The organism is Rhodospirillum sp. A1_3_36 (genome assembly GCF_047263945.1).
Taxonomy (GTDB): domain Bacteria; phylum Pseudomonadota; class Alphaproteobacteria; order Rhodospirillales; family Rhodospirillaceae; genus Rhodospirillum.
Window position 1 is genome coordinate 23,248 of the sequence record NZ_JBLAVB010000025.1, and the last position, 12,290, is coordinate 35,537.

At 62.0% G+C, this 12,290-nt stretch carries 22 protein-coding genes and 1 pseudogene; 4 read left to right on the plus strand and 19 right to left on the minus strand.

All coding sequences use genetic code 11. The features are described from left to right. From ACLIRY_RS24160 to ACLIRY_RS24240, 17 genes are all read right to left on the minus strand, one after another. Positions 1-528: a glycoside hydrolase family 108 protein gene (locus ACLIRY_RS24160; RefSeq protein ID WP_413207988.1), complete on the minus strand. Its 528-nt coding sequence runs from the start codon at positions 526-528 to the stop codon at positions 1-3. A 150-nt stretch (positions 529-678) separates the two neighbouring features. Further along, positions 679-1,131 carry a hypothetical protein gene (locus tag ACLIRY_RS24165; protein ID WP_413207989.1) on the minus strand — a complete coding sequence of 151 codons (453 nt, stop codon included), beginning with the start codon at positions 1,129-1,131 and terminating at the stop codon, positions 679-681. Positions 1,132-1,221: 90 nt separating this feature from the next. Further along, positions 1,222-1,485: a hypothetical protein gene (locus ACLIRY_RS24170; RefSeq protein ID WP_413207990.1), complete on the minus strand. Its 264-nt coding sequence runs from the start codon at positions 1,483-1,485 to the stop codon at positions 1,222-1,224. Beyond that, positions 1,478-1,858: a hypothetical protein gene (locus tag ACLIRY_RS24175; RefSeq protein ID WP_413207991.1), complete on the minus strand. Its 381-nt coding sequence runs from the start codon at positions 1,856-1,858 to the stop codon at positions 1,478-1,480. The genes ACLIRY_RS24170 and ACLIRY_RS24175 overlap by 8 nt, the downstream gene beginning before the upstream one ends. Positions 1,859-1,862: 4 nt before the next feature. Next, positions 1,863-2,318 carry a phage protein GemA/Gp16 family protein gene (locus tag ACLIRY_RS24180; RefSeq protein WP_413207992.1) on the minus strand — a complete coding sequence of 152 codons (456 nt, stop codon included), beginning with the start codon at positions 2,316-2,318 and terminating at the stop codon, positions 1,863-1,865. Continuing rightward, the gene (locus tag ACLIRY_RS24185) at positions 2,315-2,653 is read right to left on the minus strand and encodes a hypothetical protein (RefSeq protein WP_413207993.1); all 339 of its coding nucleotides are present in this window, start codon (positions 2,651-2,653) and stop codon (positions 2,315-2,317) included. Before ACLIRY_RS24185 ends, ACLIRY_RS24180 begins: the two co-directional genes overlap by 4 nt. Next, positions 2,643-3,008 (minus strand): hypothetical protein, encoded by a 366-nt coding sequence (locus ACLIRY_RS24190; protein ID WP_413207994.1) that lies wholly within the window; start codon positions 3,006-3,008, stop codon positions 2,643-2,645. Before ACLIRY_RS24190 ends, ACLIRY_RS24185 begins: the two co-directional genes overlap by 11 nt. 3 nt (positions 3,009-3,011) lie before the next feature. Further along, positions 3,012-3,296 carry a DUF2312 domain-containing protein gene (locus ACLIRY_RS24195; RefSeq protein ID WP_413207995.1) on the minus strand — a complete coding sequence of 95 codons (285 nt, stop codon included), beginning with the start codon at positions 3,294-3,296 and terminating at the stop codon, positions 3,012-3,014. Beyond that, a complete protein-coding gene (locus tag ACLIRY_RS24200; RefSeq protein ID WP_413207996.1) occupies positions 3,289-3,615 on the minus strand; it encodes a LexA family protein in 327 nt (108 codons plus the stop codon). Before ACLIRY_RS24200 ends, ACLIRY_RS24195 begins: the two co-directional genes overlap by 8 nt. Further along, positions 3,599-4,429, minus strand: a complete 831-nt coding sequence (locus tag ACLIRY_RS24205) for a DUF3164 family protein (protein WP_413207997.1) — start codon at positions 4,427-4,429, stop codon at positions 3,599-3,601. Before ACLIRY_RS24205 ends, ACLIRY_RS24200 begins: the two co-directional genes overlap by 17 nt. Before the next feature lie 108 nt (positions 4,430-4,537). Then, the gene (locus ACLIRY_RS24210; RefSeq protein WP_413207998.1) at positions 4,538-4,978 is read right to left on the minus strand and encodes a hypothetical protein; all 441 of its coding nucleotides are present in this window, start codon (positions 4,976-4,978) and stop codon (positions 4,538-4,540) included. Next, complete coding sequence (locus ACLIRY_RS24215; RefSeq protein WP_413207999.1) at positions 4,972-5,247, minus strand: hypothetical protein; 276 nt, start codon at positions 5,245-5,247, stop codon at positions 4,972-4,974. Before ACLIRY_RS24215 ends, ACLIRY_RS24210 begins: the two co-directional genes overlap by 7 nt. Further along, positions 5,231-5,581 (minus strand): helix-turn-helix domain-containing protein, encoded by a 351-nt coding sequence (locus ACLIRY_RS24220; protein ID WP_413208000.1) that lies wholly within the window; start codon positions 5,579-5,581, stop codon positions 5,231-5,233. Before ACLIRY_RS24220 ends, ACLIRY_RS24215 begins: the two co-directional genes overlap by 17 nt. Further along, the gene (locus ACLIRY_RS24225) at positions 5,578-6,141 is read right to left on the minus strand and encodes a winged helix-turn-helix transcriptional regulator (protein WP_413208001.1); all 564 of its coding nucleotides are present in this window, start codon (positions 6,139-6,141) and stop codon (positions 5,578-5,580) included. Before ACLIRY_RS24225 ends, ACLIRY_RS24220 begins: the two co-directional genes overlap by 4 nt. Then, complete coding sequence (locus ACLIRY_RS24230; RefSeq protein WP_413208002.1) at positions 6,141-6,899, minus strand: AAA family ATPase; 759 nt, start codon at positions 6,897-6,899, stop codon at positions 6,141-6,143. Before ACLIRY_RS24230 ends, ACLIRY_RS24225 begins: the two co-directional genes overlap by 1 nt. Then, entirely contained in the window at positions 6,889-9,138 is a 2,250-nt protein-coding gene (locus tag ACLIRY_RS24235) for a Mu transposase C-terminal domain-containing protein (protein ID WP_413208003.1), read from the minus strand. Before ACLIRY_RS24235 ends, ACLIRY_RS24230 begins: the two co-directional genes overlap by 11 nt. Next, positions 9,135-9,599 carry a DNA transposition protein gene (locus tag ACLIRY_RS24240; protein WP_413208004.1) on the minus strand — a complete coding sequence of 155 codons (465 nt, stop codon included), beginning with the start codon at positions 9,597-9,599 and terminating at the stop codon, positions 9,135-9,137. Before ACLIRY_RS24240 ends, ACLIRY_RS24235 begins: the two co-directional genes overlap by 4 nt. Positions 9,600-9,722: 123 nt before the next feature. On the opposite strand from ACLIRY_RS24240, the gene ACLIRY_RS24245 reads away from it, so the two are divergent. Continuing rightward, positions 9,723-9,977, plus strand: a complete 255-nt coding sequence (locus tag ACLIRY_RS24245; RefSeq protein ID WP_413208005.1) for a hypothetical protein — start codon at positions 9,723-9,725, stop codon at positions 9,975-9,977. Here the strand turns inward: ACLIRY_RS24245 and ACLIRY_RS24250 are convergent. Together ACLIRY_RS24250 and ACLIRY_RS24255 are read right to left on the minus strand one after the other, a co-directional pair. Further along, complete coding sequence (locus tag ACLIRY_RS24250; protein ID WP_413208006.1) at positions 9,946-10,230, minus strand: hypothetical protein; 285 nt, start codon at positions 10,228-10,230, stop codon at positions 9,946-9,948. The genes ACLIRY_RS24245 and ACLIRY_RS24250 overlap by 32 nt on opposite strands. After that, positions 10,230-10,547, minus strand: coding sequence for a helix-turn-helix domain-containing protein (locus ACLIRY_RS24255; protein ID WP_413208007.1), 318 nt, complete (start codon positions 10,545-10,547; stop codon positions 10,230-10,232). The genes ACLIRY_RS24250 and ACLIRY_RS24255 overlap by 1 nt, the downstream gene beginning before the upstream one ends. Before the next feature lie 213 nt (positions 10,548-10,760). On the opposite strand from ACLIRY_RS24255, the pseudogene ACLIRY_RS24260 reads away from it, so the two are divergent. From ACLIRY_RS24260 to ACLIRY_RS24270, 3 genes and pseudogenes are all read left to right on the plus strand, one after another. Further along, positions 10,761-10,943 (plus strand): annotated as a pseudogene (locus tag ACLIRY_RS24260) (helix-turn-helix domain-containing protein); the annotation flags it as partial. Between the two features lie 36 nt (positions 10,944-10,979). Next, a complete protein-coding gene (locus ACLIRY_RS24265) occupies positions 10,980-11,228 on the plus strand; it encodes a hypothetical protein (RefSeq protein WP_413208009.1) in 249 nt (82 codons plus the stop codon). Between the two features lie 186 nt (positions 11,229-11,414). Continuing rightward, complete coding sequence (locus ACLIRY_RS24270; RefSeq protein ID WP_413208008.1) at positions 11,415-11,759, plus strand: hypothetical protein; 345 nt, start codon at positions 11,415-11,417, stop codon at positions 11,757-11,759. The last annotated feature ends 531 nt before the right edge of the window (positions 11,760-12,290 follow it).

Sequence of the window (12,290 nt, forward strand, 5' to 3'; positions counted from 1 at the left end):
TTATCGTTGATCGAGAAGGAAAGTGGCGACCCGGTTCATCCACCCCTGGGCATAGTCGGCCTGACGGGGATCCCGGGTGATCAGGCGGCCCAGGTGCTGGATGCGGAAGGCAACCAAGGCCAGGAAGACGCGGGTCGGATCCAGGTCGCGCAGGGCGGCCAAGGTCTTGGGACCGACCACACCGTCGGGCTGGGCGCCGACGACCCGCTGCAACCACCGGGCTGCGGTGGCGGTGCCGGAGTGGACGCCGCAATCCACGACGAAGGTCCGAACACGGGGAAACGGAATGTCATGAAAGCCCGGTTGCGTGACGTACATCTCCCGATAGATGCACCGCGCCATCACCTCATCCAGCGCGGCCACGTCTCCAGGCGAAGCGACCCGCCCCCAATAGGCGGAGAGGGTGGCCTGGGTGATGCCGTATTTGGTGGGACCGCCGCGATCCGTGGCGCGATTGGTATACTCGGAGCCCTCGGCCGCGAGGATGTCGTCGATGATGGCTGTGATATCCGGATCGTGGGCGCCCATGGCCGTCTCCCCCGTGGTGGTGCGATGGGGGGGAGCATGGGGGAAAGCGACTGTCCTGCCCGCCTGAAAGGGTTCAGGCGGAAGGCTAGGGCATCGAGCGGAAAAGTGGGAACCGGTTTTCCGGTCCACTCGATGCTCTAACTCTATGATCTAACCGAACAGATCCATTTGGGGGCTGGCGACCGTTTCGCCGCGTGATTTGGCCCGCCGGATTTCGTTGTAAATCGTCTTTTCAGACACACTCAACCGAAGGGCCACCTGCCAGACCTTAGCCCCGCCATTCAGCAGGGACAAGATCCGAGCCCGCCTCACCTTCTGCATGGCCAGGAACATCGACGGCACAAAGATCCTGAAATCCCCCTTCGCCGCAGCGGGGCCGTCCGGCCCACGAAAGATCCGGTGGACGGCGGCGGCGTCTTTATCCCCTAGGATCTGAACCAGCTTGTGGTGAACGGAAAGCGTGACGGGAATGGGGACGTGTGTGCCCTTCAACTTGGCGACAACGCGCAGCATCAATTCTTCCCCGCCACCTTCCAGAAGCCTGACACAGACGTCGGGCAGATTGCCGTATTGCTCGCGGTAAGACGGGAGGGGGGCAGTCATGACCCGGCTCCCCGGATCTCTTCCGCCGTGCAGCCGTTGGCCTCGGTCATGTTGAGAAGCGCGGCGAGGCGGCGCTTCAGCGCGTCCAGGTCAGCCATGGCCCTGATCCTTTCTGAGAATGAGATCCACCGCCCCGCTGAGCCATTCCGGCGGTTCGTTCACCTCAAGGACCTTCCCCACGACTTCGGCCAGGGCTGTGGCGAACACGCGCTGCGCTTCTGTATCGCCATGACACCAGATGTCCACGCGCCCATTTTTGGGGTCTAGGGTCATTGCCACGGCCACCTTGGACCCGGCGGCCCGGGCCGCCTTGGTGGCCGGGGCGCTGTTTGGCGCAATAACGACCTCAGCCATTCGTCCGTTCCTTTTCAACCCGCTCCTTCGCCCGATAGCGCCGCTCGATCTCCGCAATCAACGTGGCCGCAGCTTCGACCAAGGCCGTCTCTTCCTCCATCTCCTTCAATTCCGAGAGCGGGAAGGGCCAGAGCGCCAGGGCGATGGGCTGGCCGTCGCCTCCGATCCGCAGGTGCTTGTGGGTGGCCGGGAGGGCGTGGCATATGGCCGCCAAGGCCAGTTCCCCATCCGTGTGGTCGTCGTCGTGTTCCGCATCGAACCCCAGTTCGGTCACTTGGCGCAGGCGGGCGCGCACCACGTCGACGATAACCTGCTTGCGGATCAAATCGGCGTCGACCGGGCGCATTTCCTTTTCCGTGTGAAAATTATTCATGGTTCTATTCGCCTTTCGCTTGCTCGGCTTTCAGCCGCCTAATCCAGGCCTTCAGGGCATCAATCACCCGGTCCAGGTCGTCCTCGGCCATCATGTCCGGGTCGGCTGTGACGTTGGCGGGAAGGTTGAACTGGCGCCGGATCCAGGCGTGCAATGCCTTCCGCTCCTTCGCTTCAATCGCTCCGAACCGCTTCAACTCTCCCCATTGGGCATGGACCTTCCGGGCCTTGGGGCGGTCAGATTCCTTCCAGAACTTTTTCTTCGGCCCTGTCCAACCGCGCCGTTGAAACTCGTCGAGAACCGCTTGGCACTCGGGCTCGGTCAACCTGGTGGTGGAGGTTTTTTCGGTGCCGAAGGTCTTCTTCGTCACCTGACCGATCACGGCGCGGCGGGTATCGTCGTCGAGCCCCAGGGCCTTGGCGGCACCGTGGATAGCGCCCCGCATTTTCTGGATGCTCATAGCCATTGCTCCCCTGGCCGTGCCCGGCAATCGGCGCACATGCGATGGTGGGGGCCTTCGGAAACAAAGCTCGCCCTGCAACACAGACAGGCGCGGGTGCGCTGGCCCGGCGGCTTGGGGGGATCCTCCTTTCCGGGGAGCCAGTAACCACGGCCTCGTTCGTGCAGGATTTTCCCGGCAGCAATCAGCGGGGCGACGGCGGTGGAGATGGGGCCGGTGCTACAGTGCAATCGGGCGCAAAGCTGCGTTTCGGTCATCCGGCCCGCTTCCAGCGCCTCCAGAAGCCGGGCGTGAAAAACCCGCGCCACCCCGTCCGTTTTTCGTCTAATCGGCACTTGACCGCTCCTTTCCTGAAAGGTCACGGGAGGAGACCGGCCCCGCCTTATCCAATTCGGTGGGTCCGCCCGGGCGCACTACTTCCGCGGTGGATCCATGGGACCGGTCCCCACCGGTGACCTCTCGGGCTCGTAGCTCTTCCAGAAGGTCTTCGGGGATCAGGCAAAGGCGGTAGCCCGCAGGTACCGCCAGGACGGCACAGTCCTGAAGGTTCAGATCGCACTTGCCCTGGCGAAAGCGGGAGAGTATGGTTCGTGAAATCCCCACATCGGCAGCCAGTGACGTTCCTTTCGCGGCAATCGCGAAGGTGCGTAAACATTTGTTTACGGCGAAGTATCCGGCGCGGATCTTCATCGGTCAGACCCCCACAGCACGGCGATACAGGGACAGGATTTCCTCCTCTTCCGCCAGATCCTGGGGATCCTGTTTGCGAAGGTTCACCACCTTCCGCAGGATCTTGGCGTCAAAGCCGTTGCCCTTGGCTTCGACGAAGACACATTTGATATCGTCGGCGATGGCCTTTTTCTCCTCTTCCAGGCGCTCGATCCGTTCCACGTAGCTCCGCAGTTGGTCGGCGGTGATACCGCCGATGTCCTGACCGTCGTCGCTCCCGGCTTCGGGGAAATCGTCTTGGTCACTCATGTTCGGCTCCCATTTCGAGGGCCGCACGCAGGCGGCCCATGGCATCCGGGTTTCCGGGCTCGGCGGTCACGGCCCGGGCGGCGGCGATAATGCCCGCGAGGGTGGCGCTTCTGCGCGGGTCGATCTCGACCGCCCGGGTCCGGTACCGCATGCGCCGCAGGAAGCCCTTGCTCACCAGCTGGCCAACAACGCGATGGGCGTTCGAAGCAGACGGAAGGTCGGCGATCTCGGCCAACTCCCGCATGGTCGGGGAAGGGCGACCAGCAAGGGCCGCCTCCTCGTAGGCCCGGAAGACCTGGGTTTCACGCGCCGTGAGCATCGGAGCCTCCCAGGGCATTCAGGGCCTCGCGAAGACCGCTCCTTGTCGCGTCGAGATTTGAGTCTTCCGCCATCGCCGAGGTCCAGTGGAGCAGATCAATCGCGGCATCCCGCTCTCGCTCCAGCCGCTCGCACTTCCCACGCAGGCTCTCGCGGCCCGGCGTCACGGTGGTCGGCTGGATCGAGGCGATGTCCAGCGGGATCATGTCGTGGGACTCGCCCGGAGCGCCCGCTCTGTAGGCCCGCAGATAGGTCTTTGCGCCTACAGGCCGCTGGGCGTCACGAATGGCCCGCTGCACGTCCGCCCACCGGGGATCGTCGAATTCAAGGCGCTGGAGCTGAAGGATCGCTGCGCGGTCCACCTTGCCTTCCTTGTCGACGTTGAAGGCTTGGTTGACCAGCGCAAGAAGGAAGGCATCGGCCTCTTTCTTCCGCTCATTCACCATTTCGTCCAGCAGCGCCTTGGCTTGGTGTAATTCCGGCCCGAACTCGATCCGGTCGGCCACGGCCACCTTGACCTTCAGCAAGCCGTCGAATGTGGGGTAAGTCCGGTTCCCTTTACCCCCCGATCGGGCCACTCCGTATTCCTGGGCCAACAGATCGTCCAAAGCAGCCACGTCTGCCAGAGAATGCCCGGCGAACCGCGCCAACTCCGCCGACAGGTCTTCCGCGTAGTGGATGATTTTGCGAACCGCTTCGTCGATCAGCAGATCAGCGGGTTTGATGTTCTCCAAGGGAACCAGGTTGTCCCTGGAGTCCTTCAAATAGGGGCGCCCGTCGATTTCGACGGCGCCGGGATGTTTAGTAGATGACATATCGTCATGTCCTCCGGAAAAATTTGAGCAGACGGGCGACCCACCCCCGCTTACGGCGGGGCGGTCGGGCGAGGGTTCCAGCCAGAAAGAGCCGGGCGATTTCGGGCATCATTGGACTGGCCCTCCCAGATCCGGGACCTGTCGGACGGCCCGCAGGGTGGCGGCGATGCCGGGTAGGCGGTCGGGGAAAAGGGTGGCGATATCCACCAGATCATCCATGGCCCGGCGGAGGATGGCATCCCCGCCGATCTCCGTGGCGAGGATGGCCAGCATGCGGGTTCGGGCCGCGTCCAACTGCCCGCGAAAGACCGGGCATTTCCGGCCTGAAACGCGAGAGGTTCCAGATCCGATCGTCAGGGGATTCCGGTCCATGGCCTGCCCGATGACCTCGGCGGAAAGCCCCCGGTCGGCGCCAAGGAGAAAACAGACGTTCCGTGCCTCGACGGAACGTTTGGAGCGGTTGAGCGACAGGATATCGCCGGTGGACACGCCCCACTCGACGGCGACCGCGCGGACGACGGCGTCCATGACCTGATTGCCGGTCAGCATGGCCCAGCACTCCGGATGGGGACCATGCGGGCGTTGGCGCTGGGTTCGGTGATGGAGGTGGCGGCTTCGGTCTCCCTGTCTTCTTCAAACGTGACGATGCCCTGCAAGACGTCCGCGATGTCGCGGGCTCGTTCGGCGCATTCGTCCAAATCGGAGCCGTATTCGTCTTCATCCGCTTCATCCACGAGTAGACAGAGGCGATCACACTCCAACGCCAGGTCTCTCGCGGCCCGGATCGCGCTTTTCATATCTTCACGAACGCTTTCCATTGCGTCCTCCATCGGTTTGAGGGTTTCGGTCACAGCCCCGACAGATCGACCAGCGTTTGAGCGCGGCCGGATCGGACAGGGGCATGGGTTTGGCGGCTTCTACGGCACAGGCGGCGCCCGTGATGGGCTTGCCAAAAGCGGGGCAGTCCCGCTTGTCGAGCGCGGCCAGGATCTTGGCTTCCACCCGCTCCGTGGTGGTCGCCGGATAAGTGCCGGACAACAGCGTGGACACGGAGGCCCGGGAGATCCCAACCTCGACCGCTGCGGCGGCCTTGTTCCCACCGTGCCGCTCCACACAGGCGCGGAGCAGGGCGATGGCTTGGCTCTCGGTCATACCCCGTCCCTCTCCAAGAGAAGCTCTTCCTTGGTATTGGGGTCGTATAGGCAGTCCTTCGAGCGGCGGAGGATGGGGGCCAGAGGACCCGTGTCGCGGATCAACAGATAGCGGGCCTCCTTGTAATTCACGGCCTTCATCCGCCGCAGATATCCCCCACGGCGAAGCGCCAACAGGTAGCGTTGAACCCCGCCGGGGTCCTTTTCGCTCGCCAGGGCCAACTGTTCGATTTCGGCGACGGTGCCCTTGCGGGCCGTGCGGATCGCCTCCCAAACCCGGACGCGCAAGCTCCGCTTCCGGCGGCCTGTTTTCGCCCCCCTGGTCAGGGGGGCGGACGACAAGGGGCGCCCGGAGTCAACGACGCCCTGACCAGCAGGGGACCGTTTGAAGCACCCTCGCTCGGCCCGCTCCAGCAGCCCTCGCGCCACCAGCTTGCCAACGGCCTGGGTGACCTGTTTCCTCGCCAAACCGGTCGCCTCGGCCAACTCTTCCGTGGTCAGGCAAGCGTCCGACGGAATGGCCTTGAGCAGGGCGTTTTGATTCTCAGCGCTCCCGCACATCACGCGGCCCTCACCTTGATGGGCTTGCCGGTCTTGCGGTCGTTCATCAAGACTTCGCCGTCCATGCTCTCCCGCGTCACCGGCCCGCCATTGCGCTTGCCGAACCGCTCGATATGGGCTAGCCCCTCCTTGGCCTCCCGCAGGTAGCCCAGGGACTGCTCATGCAGGAAGGCGCAGAGGTCATCGGCCACCTCCACCTCGCATTGCGCCTGGGCCAGCGCCCGAACATCGTCCAAAGTGGCGGGGCGGTATTGGACATGTTTGGCGACGCGCGAGCCGATTTGCCGGAACCGCCCCAGGGCGGAGCGCACCTGTCCCATGCCGACCAGGATGGTCGGCAGTTCCAGCAGGTCGGACAGGTCGCGAATGGTCTCTAACTGGCGGGAGGATCGGGCGATGTGGTCGACCTCATCCACGACAAGGCAAAAGGTCCCCCCGTCCCGTTCCGCCTGCACCGCGCGGTCGGAGAGCGCCGCGACCGCTTGGCGGAACATCTTTTCGAAGGAATATTCGGGCGTGATCCCCACAGTCTCCAGCAACTCGCGGAGCATCCAGGCCGGGGTCCATTCCTTCTTGCATCGCAGGTAGACCCACCCGCTTTGAACCGACAGCCGTTGGACGGAATGGGTTTTCCCCAAGCCGGGCTCCCCATCCACCACGATCAGACAGGCTTCCTCGGCCCCACGCCGGTCCAATTCGGCGACGGCGGCCAGTAGGGCCTCCACGTTGGCGGTGGTGACGAAGGCATTACGACGCATGATCTGCGCACTCCTTTTGGTCTTCGGTGTTGGGTTGAGAGGCTTCGGTGCGTTTGGCGCGGACCAGGGCGTCTAGGGCCGTCAGATCAAGGCCCTTGGTTCCCGCCAGCAGACGGAACCCCCGGTCACGGCACAACTCGGCCATGCCCACATGATCGTGTTTTTCCCAGCGCTCCGGATGGTCCATGAGCCAGCGCGCCCACGAAATATCGTCCGTTAGCTTGGGCCGCGCGGCGGGGTCCGCTAACGCTTCCGGTTCCGGAGTGGCAACGGAGGGCTCGGGCTCGTCCGTGACCAAGGTCAGACGGGGCGCCTCGGGCTTCTCCGGGGCCTCCAGGGCCAGTGCCATGGCCATGGCCTCCACGGCCTCGGCCACGTCCGGAGCGAGGAGAAGCGGTTCCTCCGATTGAGACTCCACCAGCCGAGGCCCGGTCAGTTCCGCCCGCTTGGTTTCGGCCTTGTCTTCAAGCCGTTTGAGGGCGGCGCCAACCCGCTGTTCATCGCCTTTTTGCTGGACTGAGACGGCCGCATAGCGGGTCTGGTGGGCATTCCACTCGGCCACGCAGATCAGGCGACCGACGCGATAGGCCTCCTTCCCGAAATCGATCTCCCGCACCCACACCCGGCTCGCATCGTGGATGTCGTATCCCACAGCAACCTTCTGTCCATGAAGAGGCTCCAATGCCGGGTGGAAATACTCGTTGCCGATAAGCGTGACGATCCCGCGCTTGGTTAACTTCAACTCATAGGACCGGAACAGGTCATCGGCGGTCTCGCGGTCGACGGGAACCGGGCTGGTCCAGCCTTTGGCCTCCCAGGCCGCCCAAGCCTCGTTGGGGCTTGGATGGCGGCGTTTCCCCGTGATCGGATCGGTGATCTTCGGTAGACCGCTGTGCGGTCGGGCGTTGTACTCGTCGATGATCTCCTGGCAGAAAATCAGGAATTTGTCCCAGGACATCACCAGGGGGGAGTCCCCGAACTGAGCCACATCCCGGTCGATAGCCTTATCGACCAGCTTGTAGGCCTCCGGGTCCATGTCCTTCCCCAGATAGGAGGGAAGGCGCTTCGCGGCCCGGTTCCAGGTCTTCTGAAAGGCCTCGATAATGCCCCGCGAATGGCTCCGATCGGGCAGGCTGTCCATATTGATGGTGCCCAGGCGGGCCAGGATGCCCGTCAAAGGCTCGTCAAAGCGGTGGTTGTCGAAGCCCGGTCCATTGTCCGTGTACCAGATGGCGGGAACCCCGCCCTCCATCACGGCCATTCGGAAGGCATCGGCCACGGCGCTGGCATTCTCGGCCAAACTCGCCGACCACCCCAAAGCGCGCCGCGTGGCCACGTCCAGAACCGTGGTGACTTCCGGTTTGAAGGGCAGACCGGACAAGGGGTTGCGCACCTTCGCCGGAACCAGTTTGCCGTCGGCGGTGTAAATGGCCGTCGGCTCCAGGTCCGACGTGTCCCGTTTGGTGAAACTCCTCAGGGCGACCATGGCGCGCTTGCCCTTGCGGCCTCTTTCCCGCTCCTGGGGCGGGAGAGCCGCCAGGAACCGCCGGGCTTGGTCATAGGTCGGCGGTGCCATTCCCTCGGGTAGCTCCTTGGCCAAGTCCTTCAGGACCGCCTTGAGCGCCGGATTTCGGGGATCACGCCAGATCTTGAAGAAAAACGGGACCCAGGCGGGTTCGCCCGCGACCTTCAAAGCTTGGGGAAGAAGGGCATCCACGCCACCCTCTTCGCGCAACCCGATCCACCGATACAGGCTTCGCCGTGACAGGGTCCGCTTGCCCGCCGTTCCGCCGGAGCGGGCGTTCGCCAAGGGAACCTTGGCCGCCAGATCGGGGCGCAATTGCCCCTTCCGCGCCAGATCGACCAAAGCGTCGATGGCTTTCGATTGACCGCAATCAAAGCGCGTCGAAAGAGTCGCCACCTCGGCGACCAGCGCCAGACGGGCGTCCCGAGTCGCGATTTGCCAAGCGGCCAGTCCCTTCCGTTTGGTGGGCTCGGCCGATTTGGTGGCGGGTGGGGCGTTGGTGGGAACGATCAGTTGGTGGTGGGCGAGGGCATCGCGGGCGGCGGGAGGGAGGGCGGATACGGGGTATAAGAAGCCCCCTCCGCGACCGGACCGAGGCGCCGACGACCAGCCTTCACGCGCCGCGCGCTGTCGAACTCCCCTTTCCGTGCTGGGTAGTTCAGGCAGTCCCGCCTCCGCAATCTCCGCTGCCGTCATCATCAAGACCTCGCTCATGACCGCGATCCTTTCCGAGCATTGCGCCGCGCGGCGTCCATGATCCGGCTGAGTTCTTCCTTCTTCTCCGAGGCTTGGCCGTATTCGACCCAATGCAGATAGGCGTCGTCGATGACCGCCTTGCCCGAGCGTTCCGCGCCCATCTGAAGAAGACGCGAATCCCCCGTGACCTCTATCAAGGCAAGGAGGCGGTCATAGGGAATGACGCTCGCGTCACGGGCCTGGGAGGCATAGGCATCCAGCATGTTCTTGGAAACGGTTTTGCCCAGGGTCATGGACATCCGCTCGGCGATGACCTCGCGGGGCAGATCGCAGTCCTTGAGCGTCTGGGAAACGGCGCGCGATATCTTGACCTCAAGGCTGCAGGCGCGAACCTGGACCTCGTCATAGCGCTGAACCAAGTCCGGAGGCGTGTAATCCTCGAACAGGTCCAGGGTCAGACTATCGCGGCGCCGGACCATTACGCAGCACTCCGCGCGAAAGCGCCCCGATGACCGTCATGGGTCGGAGAGAAAGCAACCATGACGGCCATCGGGGCATCCCCTACACTGGGAGCTTCCACCCAACCCAGAGAGGGAACAGAGATGACAAAAGAACCTGCGGACTTACCTGCTTGGATTACTGAATGGCAGATCGATTCCGTGAAGAGAAATGCGCCACTTGTGGCGAAGGGCCAAGCGGGAATACGAGCGCTGCAATTGCTCAAAGAACGGGGCTCATTAACCATGAACGATCTGCTCGCGAGCTTTGAGGCCGACTTGACCGTCGCGGCAGATCCGCTGATCAAGGAGACGGTCGAGGCCATCATTAAGCACCTTCGTCCGTATCAGGAAAAATAAGAGAAAGGATTCCCGTGCGCGCACCCAGCATCAGGGTTCTGAAATCAGTGTCCTTGTGCTGGGGGCGTGCCTCCAGCCATGCGATGAAAACCGCCTTCCAATTAACCCGGTCCGCGTCCAGGCCGAGTAGAGATCCCCATGCGGCATTGTCAGACATGAAGGCTCGCGCTACGGCTTCGGGGTCCGTTGCATCAACCCCATTGGCCTGAAGGTCGCGGACAGCTAACTTCGCGACGCGGTCGGAACTGTTCATCACGCACTCCTCTTTTGACTCGCGACCAGCCGAGGCTCGGTCTTATAGTTGTGGCTCGGTTGAGGTTGCAGACGCTGACCATTGTCCCCGTACCGGGATGGCCAGATCTGACGTGGCGATAGCCTTAGGGCGTCCGCAATCGCCATCTCACCCGCGAACATTGGGTAATAGCTGGCCTTGCGGCTGGACCCTTCCTTCAGGCCCCGGGCCCGATCCAACGCCGCATAGGTTAGCCCCTTGCGGTTTAAAAGGTGCCGGATGGTCTCTGGGGGAAGGTCCTCTTCAGGGCTCACGCGCAACCTCGTTTTCTTGAACACCGGCCCTGCCAGGCCGGTTAATTTTGGGTGTCTGTTTTGACGAACGAGAGAGAGTATGGGGCAAAAAATGGCTGTGGACAACGCCAACTTTGCGTTTCCGAGTTTAGTTTTCCAAAAAACATGGCCAATAATGTCTATGTCTTTGGTTCATATAGGCTTTTTGAAACTCGGAAATTTCCGAGTTCGAGCCGGACAGATTTCTGAGTTCGGGCGATGAAGTCGGAAACCGTTGGCCTCAAGGAGCGCCTAAGAATTTGCGCGGAAACCGTTGGTAGCGGTGACGCTCTGTCGCGCGAAAGCGGCATCCCAAGGAGAACCCTTGAAAACTATCTATCGGGGAAGTCAGAACCAAAAGTGTCGGCGATAGTGGCTATAGCTAGAAGTGCGGGAGTTGGCGTAAGTTGGCTAGCTTCCGGCGAGGGCCCAATGCGCATGGAGGACACCCTGCGCATCGCGTCAAAAACGGACAATTCAACTCCCGCGTCGGATGGCAATATACCCTTGGATATTATCGAAACATCTGTCGCCACTCTGGAGCGCTGGCTTGATCAGATGGGAAAGACTTTGGACCCGGAACCCAAGGCCAGAGCCACGGCGCTGCTTTGTAAAATCCTCTGGGACGCCAGAAAAGCAAAGGCGAAGCCCGATTTAGGTGACTACCTAAAACTGGTTGTGGGGTAGGGGCTTTCCCCTACTACACCCTGAAACGCGAACACTTTACCTTAGTTTGTGTTCGCCTCTGTGGCGAAGGGCAGTTCCAGCCGCCCGGACTGAGGCTCGATGTCGGTCGAGATCAACCCGCGATGTCAATTCAACGCTCCGCCATGCCGTCGACGGCATGGGGCTTGATATACACGGGATGTGCCAATGGCCGATATCGACGATGAACTCTTTGAATTAGAACAATTAGTTCTCAAGGACGCGAAATCTAAAGATTCCATTAACCCTCCAATTTGCAAATTGGAGGACTCGCGCATTGCCCGGCTTGCAATTTGCGCCATTACGGCTCTGGCCCTGGCTCAGCTGGTGGCCTTCTCTATAATCACCCTAGCTCGAGCGGAGGCGATACCGGACAGCTCACCCCCACTGATCAAGGAGTATCAAAAACCGCTCGGTTTGTGCCAAATCAGCTACCAAGTCACGATCATTCCCGCTTATTTTTGTGCCAAACGCTCACGCCCAAAAGCACAACTAACTCAATGTATTTACTAACCTTTTACCCTTTCCCCCGCAGTGCCAAACCGATCACCTCCCCACAGACCCCAGTTCCTTAACCCGGAAAAATCACGTGACTTTTTTCGGAGGGCCTATCGGCCCGATTTTTCTCTCCGGCCCCGGATTTTCCGAAGCCCTGTTCCGGGCTGGACGATGTCGGCTGCGAAAACCCGGAAAAATCACGTGACTTTTTTCGGAGGGCCTATCGGCCCGATTTTTCTCTCCGGCCCCGGATTTTCCGAAGCCCTGTTCCGGGCTGGATGACCCGGAAAAATCACGTGACTTTTTTCGGAGGGCCTATCGGCCCGATTTTTCTCTCCGGCCCCGGATTTTCCGAAGCCCTGTTCCGGGCTGGAGGATGTCGGCTGCGAAAAGGGGCATATGGTCGCGGCGATACAACTAATAAAAGAAAAACTGTCGTCAAGGAGACATGCGACATCTTCCTTCCACGGGAAGAGGATTGTTTTCCGGTGATGTCGGTGGGGAAGGGGAGGCTTACGGAGGCGAGAGACAGCGCCAAGCGGTGAA

What these genes read in the sequence shown, in the direction of transcription:
- ACLIRY_RS24220 (WP_413208000.1), bottom strand. Translation starts at nt 5,581, where the DNA reads ATGACCGAGAGCCAAGCCATCGCCCTGCTCCGCGCCTGTGTGGAGCGG.
- ACLIRY_RS24165 (WP_413207989.1), bottom strand. Translation starts at nt 1,131, where the DNA reads ATGACTGCCCCCCTCCCGTCTTACCGCGAGCAATACGGCAATCTGCCC.
- ACLIRY_RS24180 (WP_413207992.1), bottom strand. Translation starts at nt 2,318, where the DNA reads ATGAGCATCCAGAAAATGCGGGGCGCTATCCACGGTGCCGCCAAGGCC.
- ACLIRY_RS24190 (WP_413207994.1), bottom strand. Translation starts at nt 3,008, where the DNA reads ATGAAGATCCGCGCCGGATACTTCGCCGTAAACAAATGTTTACGCACC.
- ACLIRY_RS24230 (WP_413208002.1), bottom strand. Translation starts at nt 6,899, where the DNA reads ATGCGTCGTAATGCCTTCGTCACCACCGCCAACGTGGAGGCCCTACTG.
- ACLIRY_RS24250 (WP_413208006.1), bottom strand. Translation starts at nt 10,230, where the DNA reads ATGAACAGTTCCGACCGCGTCGCGAAGTTAGCTGTCCGCGACCTTCAG.
- ACLIRY_RS24225 (WP_413208001.1), bottom strand. Translation starts at nt 6,141, where the DNA reads ATGTGCGGGAGCGCTGAGAATCAAAACGCCCTGCTCAAGGCCATTCCG.
- ACLIRY_RS24235 (WP_413208003.1), bottom strand. Translation starts at nt 9,138, where the DNA reads ATGAGCGAGGTCTTGATGATGACGGCAGCGGAGATTGCGGAGGCGGGA.
- ACLIRY_RS24175 (WP_413207991.1), bottom strand. Translation starts at nt 1,858, where the DNA reads ATGAATAATTTTCACACGGAAAAGGAAATGCGCCCGGTCGACGCCGAT.
- ACLIRY_RS24240 (WP_413208004.1), bottom strand. Translation starts at nt 9,599, where the DNA reads ATGGTCCGGCGCCGCGATAGTCTGACCCTGGACCTGTTCGAGGATTAC.
- ACLIRY_RS24270 (WP_413208008.1), top strand. Translation starts at nt 11,415, where the DNA reads ATGGCCGATATCGACGATGAACTCTTTGAATTAGAACAATTAGTTCTC.
- ACLIRY_RS24205 (WP_413207997.1), bottom strand. Translation starts at nt 4,429, where the DNA reads ATGTCATCTACTAAACATCCCGGCGCCGTCGAAATCGACGGGCGCCCC.
- ACLIRY_RS24195 (WP_413207995.1), bottom strand. Translation starts at nt 3,296, where the DNA reads ATGAGTGACCAAGACGATTTCCCCGAAGCCGGGAGCGACGACGGTCAG.
- ACLIRY_RS24210 (WP_413207998.1), bottom strand. Translation starts at nt 4,978, where the DNA reads ATGCTGACCGGCAATCAGGTCATGGACGCCGTCGTCCGCGCGGTCGCC.
- ACLIRY_RS24160 (WP_413207988.1), bottom strand. Translation starts at nt 528, where the DNA reads ATGGGCGCCCACGATCCGGATATCACAGCCATCATCGACGACATCCTC.
- ACLIRY_RS24245 (WP_413208005.1), top strand. Translation starts at nt 9,723, where the DNA reads ATGACAAAAGAACCTGCGGACTTACCTGCTTGGATTACTGAATGGCAG.
- ACLIRY_RS24170 (WP_413207990.1), bottom strand. Translation starts at nt 1,485, where the DNA reads ATGGCTGAGGTCGTTATTGCGCCAAACAGCGCCCCGGCCACCAAGGCG.
- ACLIRY_RS24200 (WP_413207996.1), bottom strand. Translation starts at nt 3,615, where the DNA reads ATGCTCACGGCGCGTGAAACCCAGGTCTTCCGGGCCTACGAGGAGGCG.
- ACLIRY_RS24215 (WP_413207999.1), bottom strand. Translation starts at nt 5,247, where the DNA reads ATGGAAAGCGTTCGTGAAGATATGAAAAGCGCGATCCGGGCCGCGAGA.
- ACLIRY_RS24265 (WP_413208009.1), top strand. Translation starts at nt 10,980, where the DNA reads ATGGAGGACACCCTGCGCATCGCGTCAAAAACGGACAATTCAACTCCC.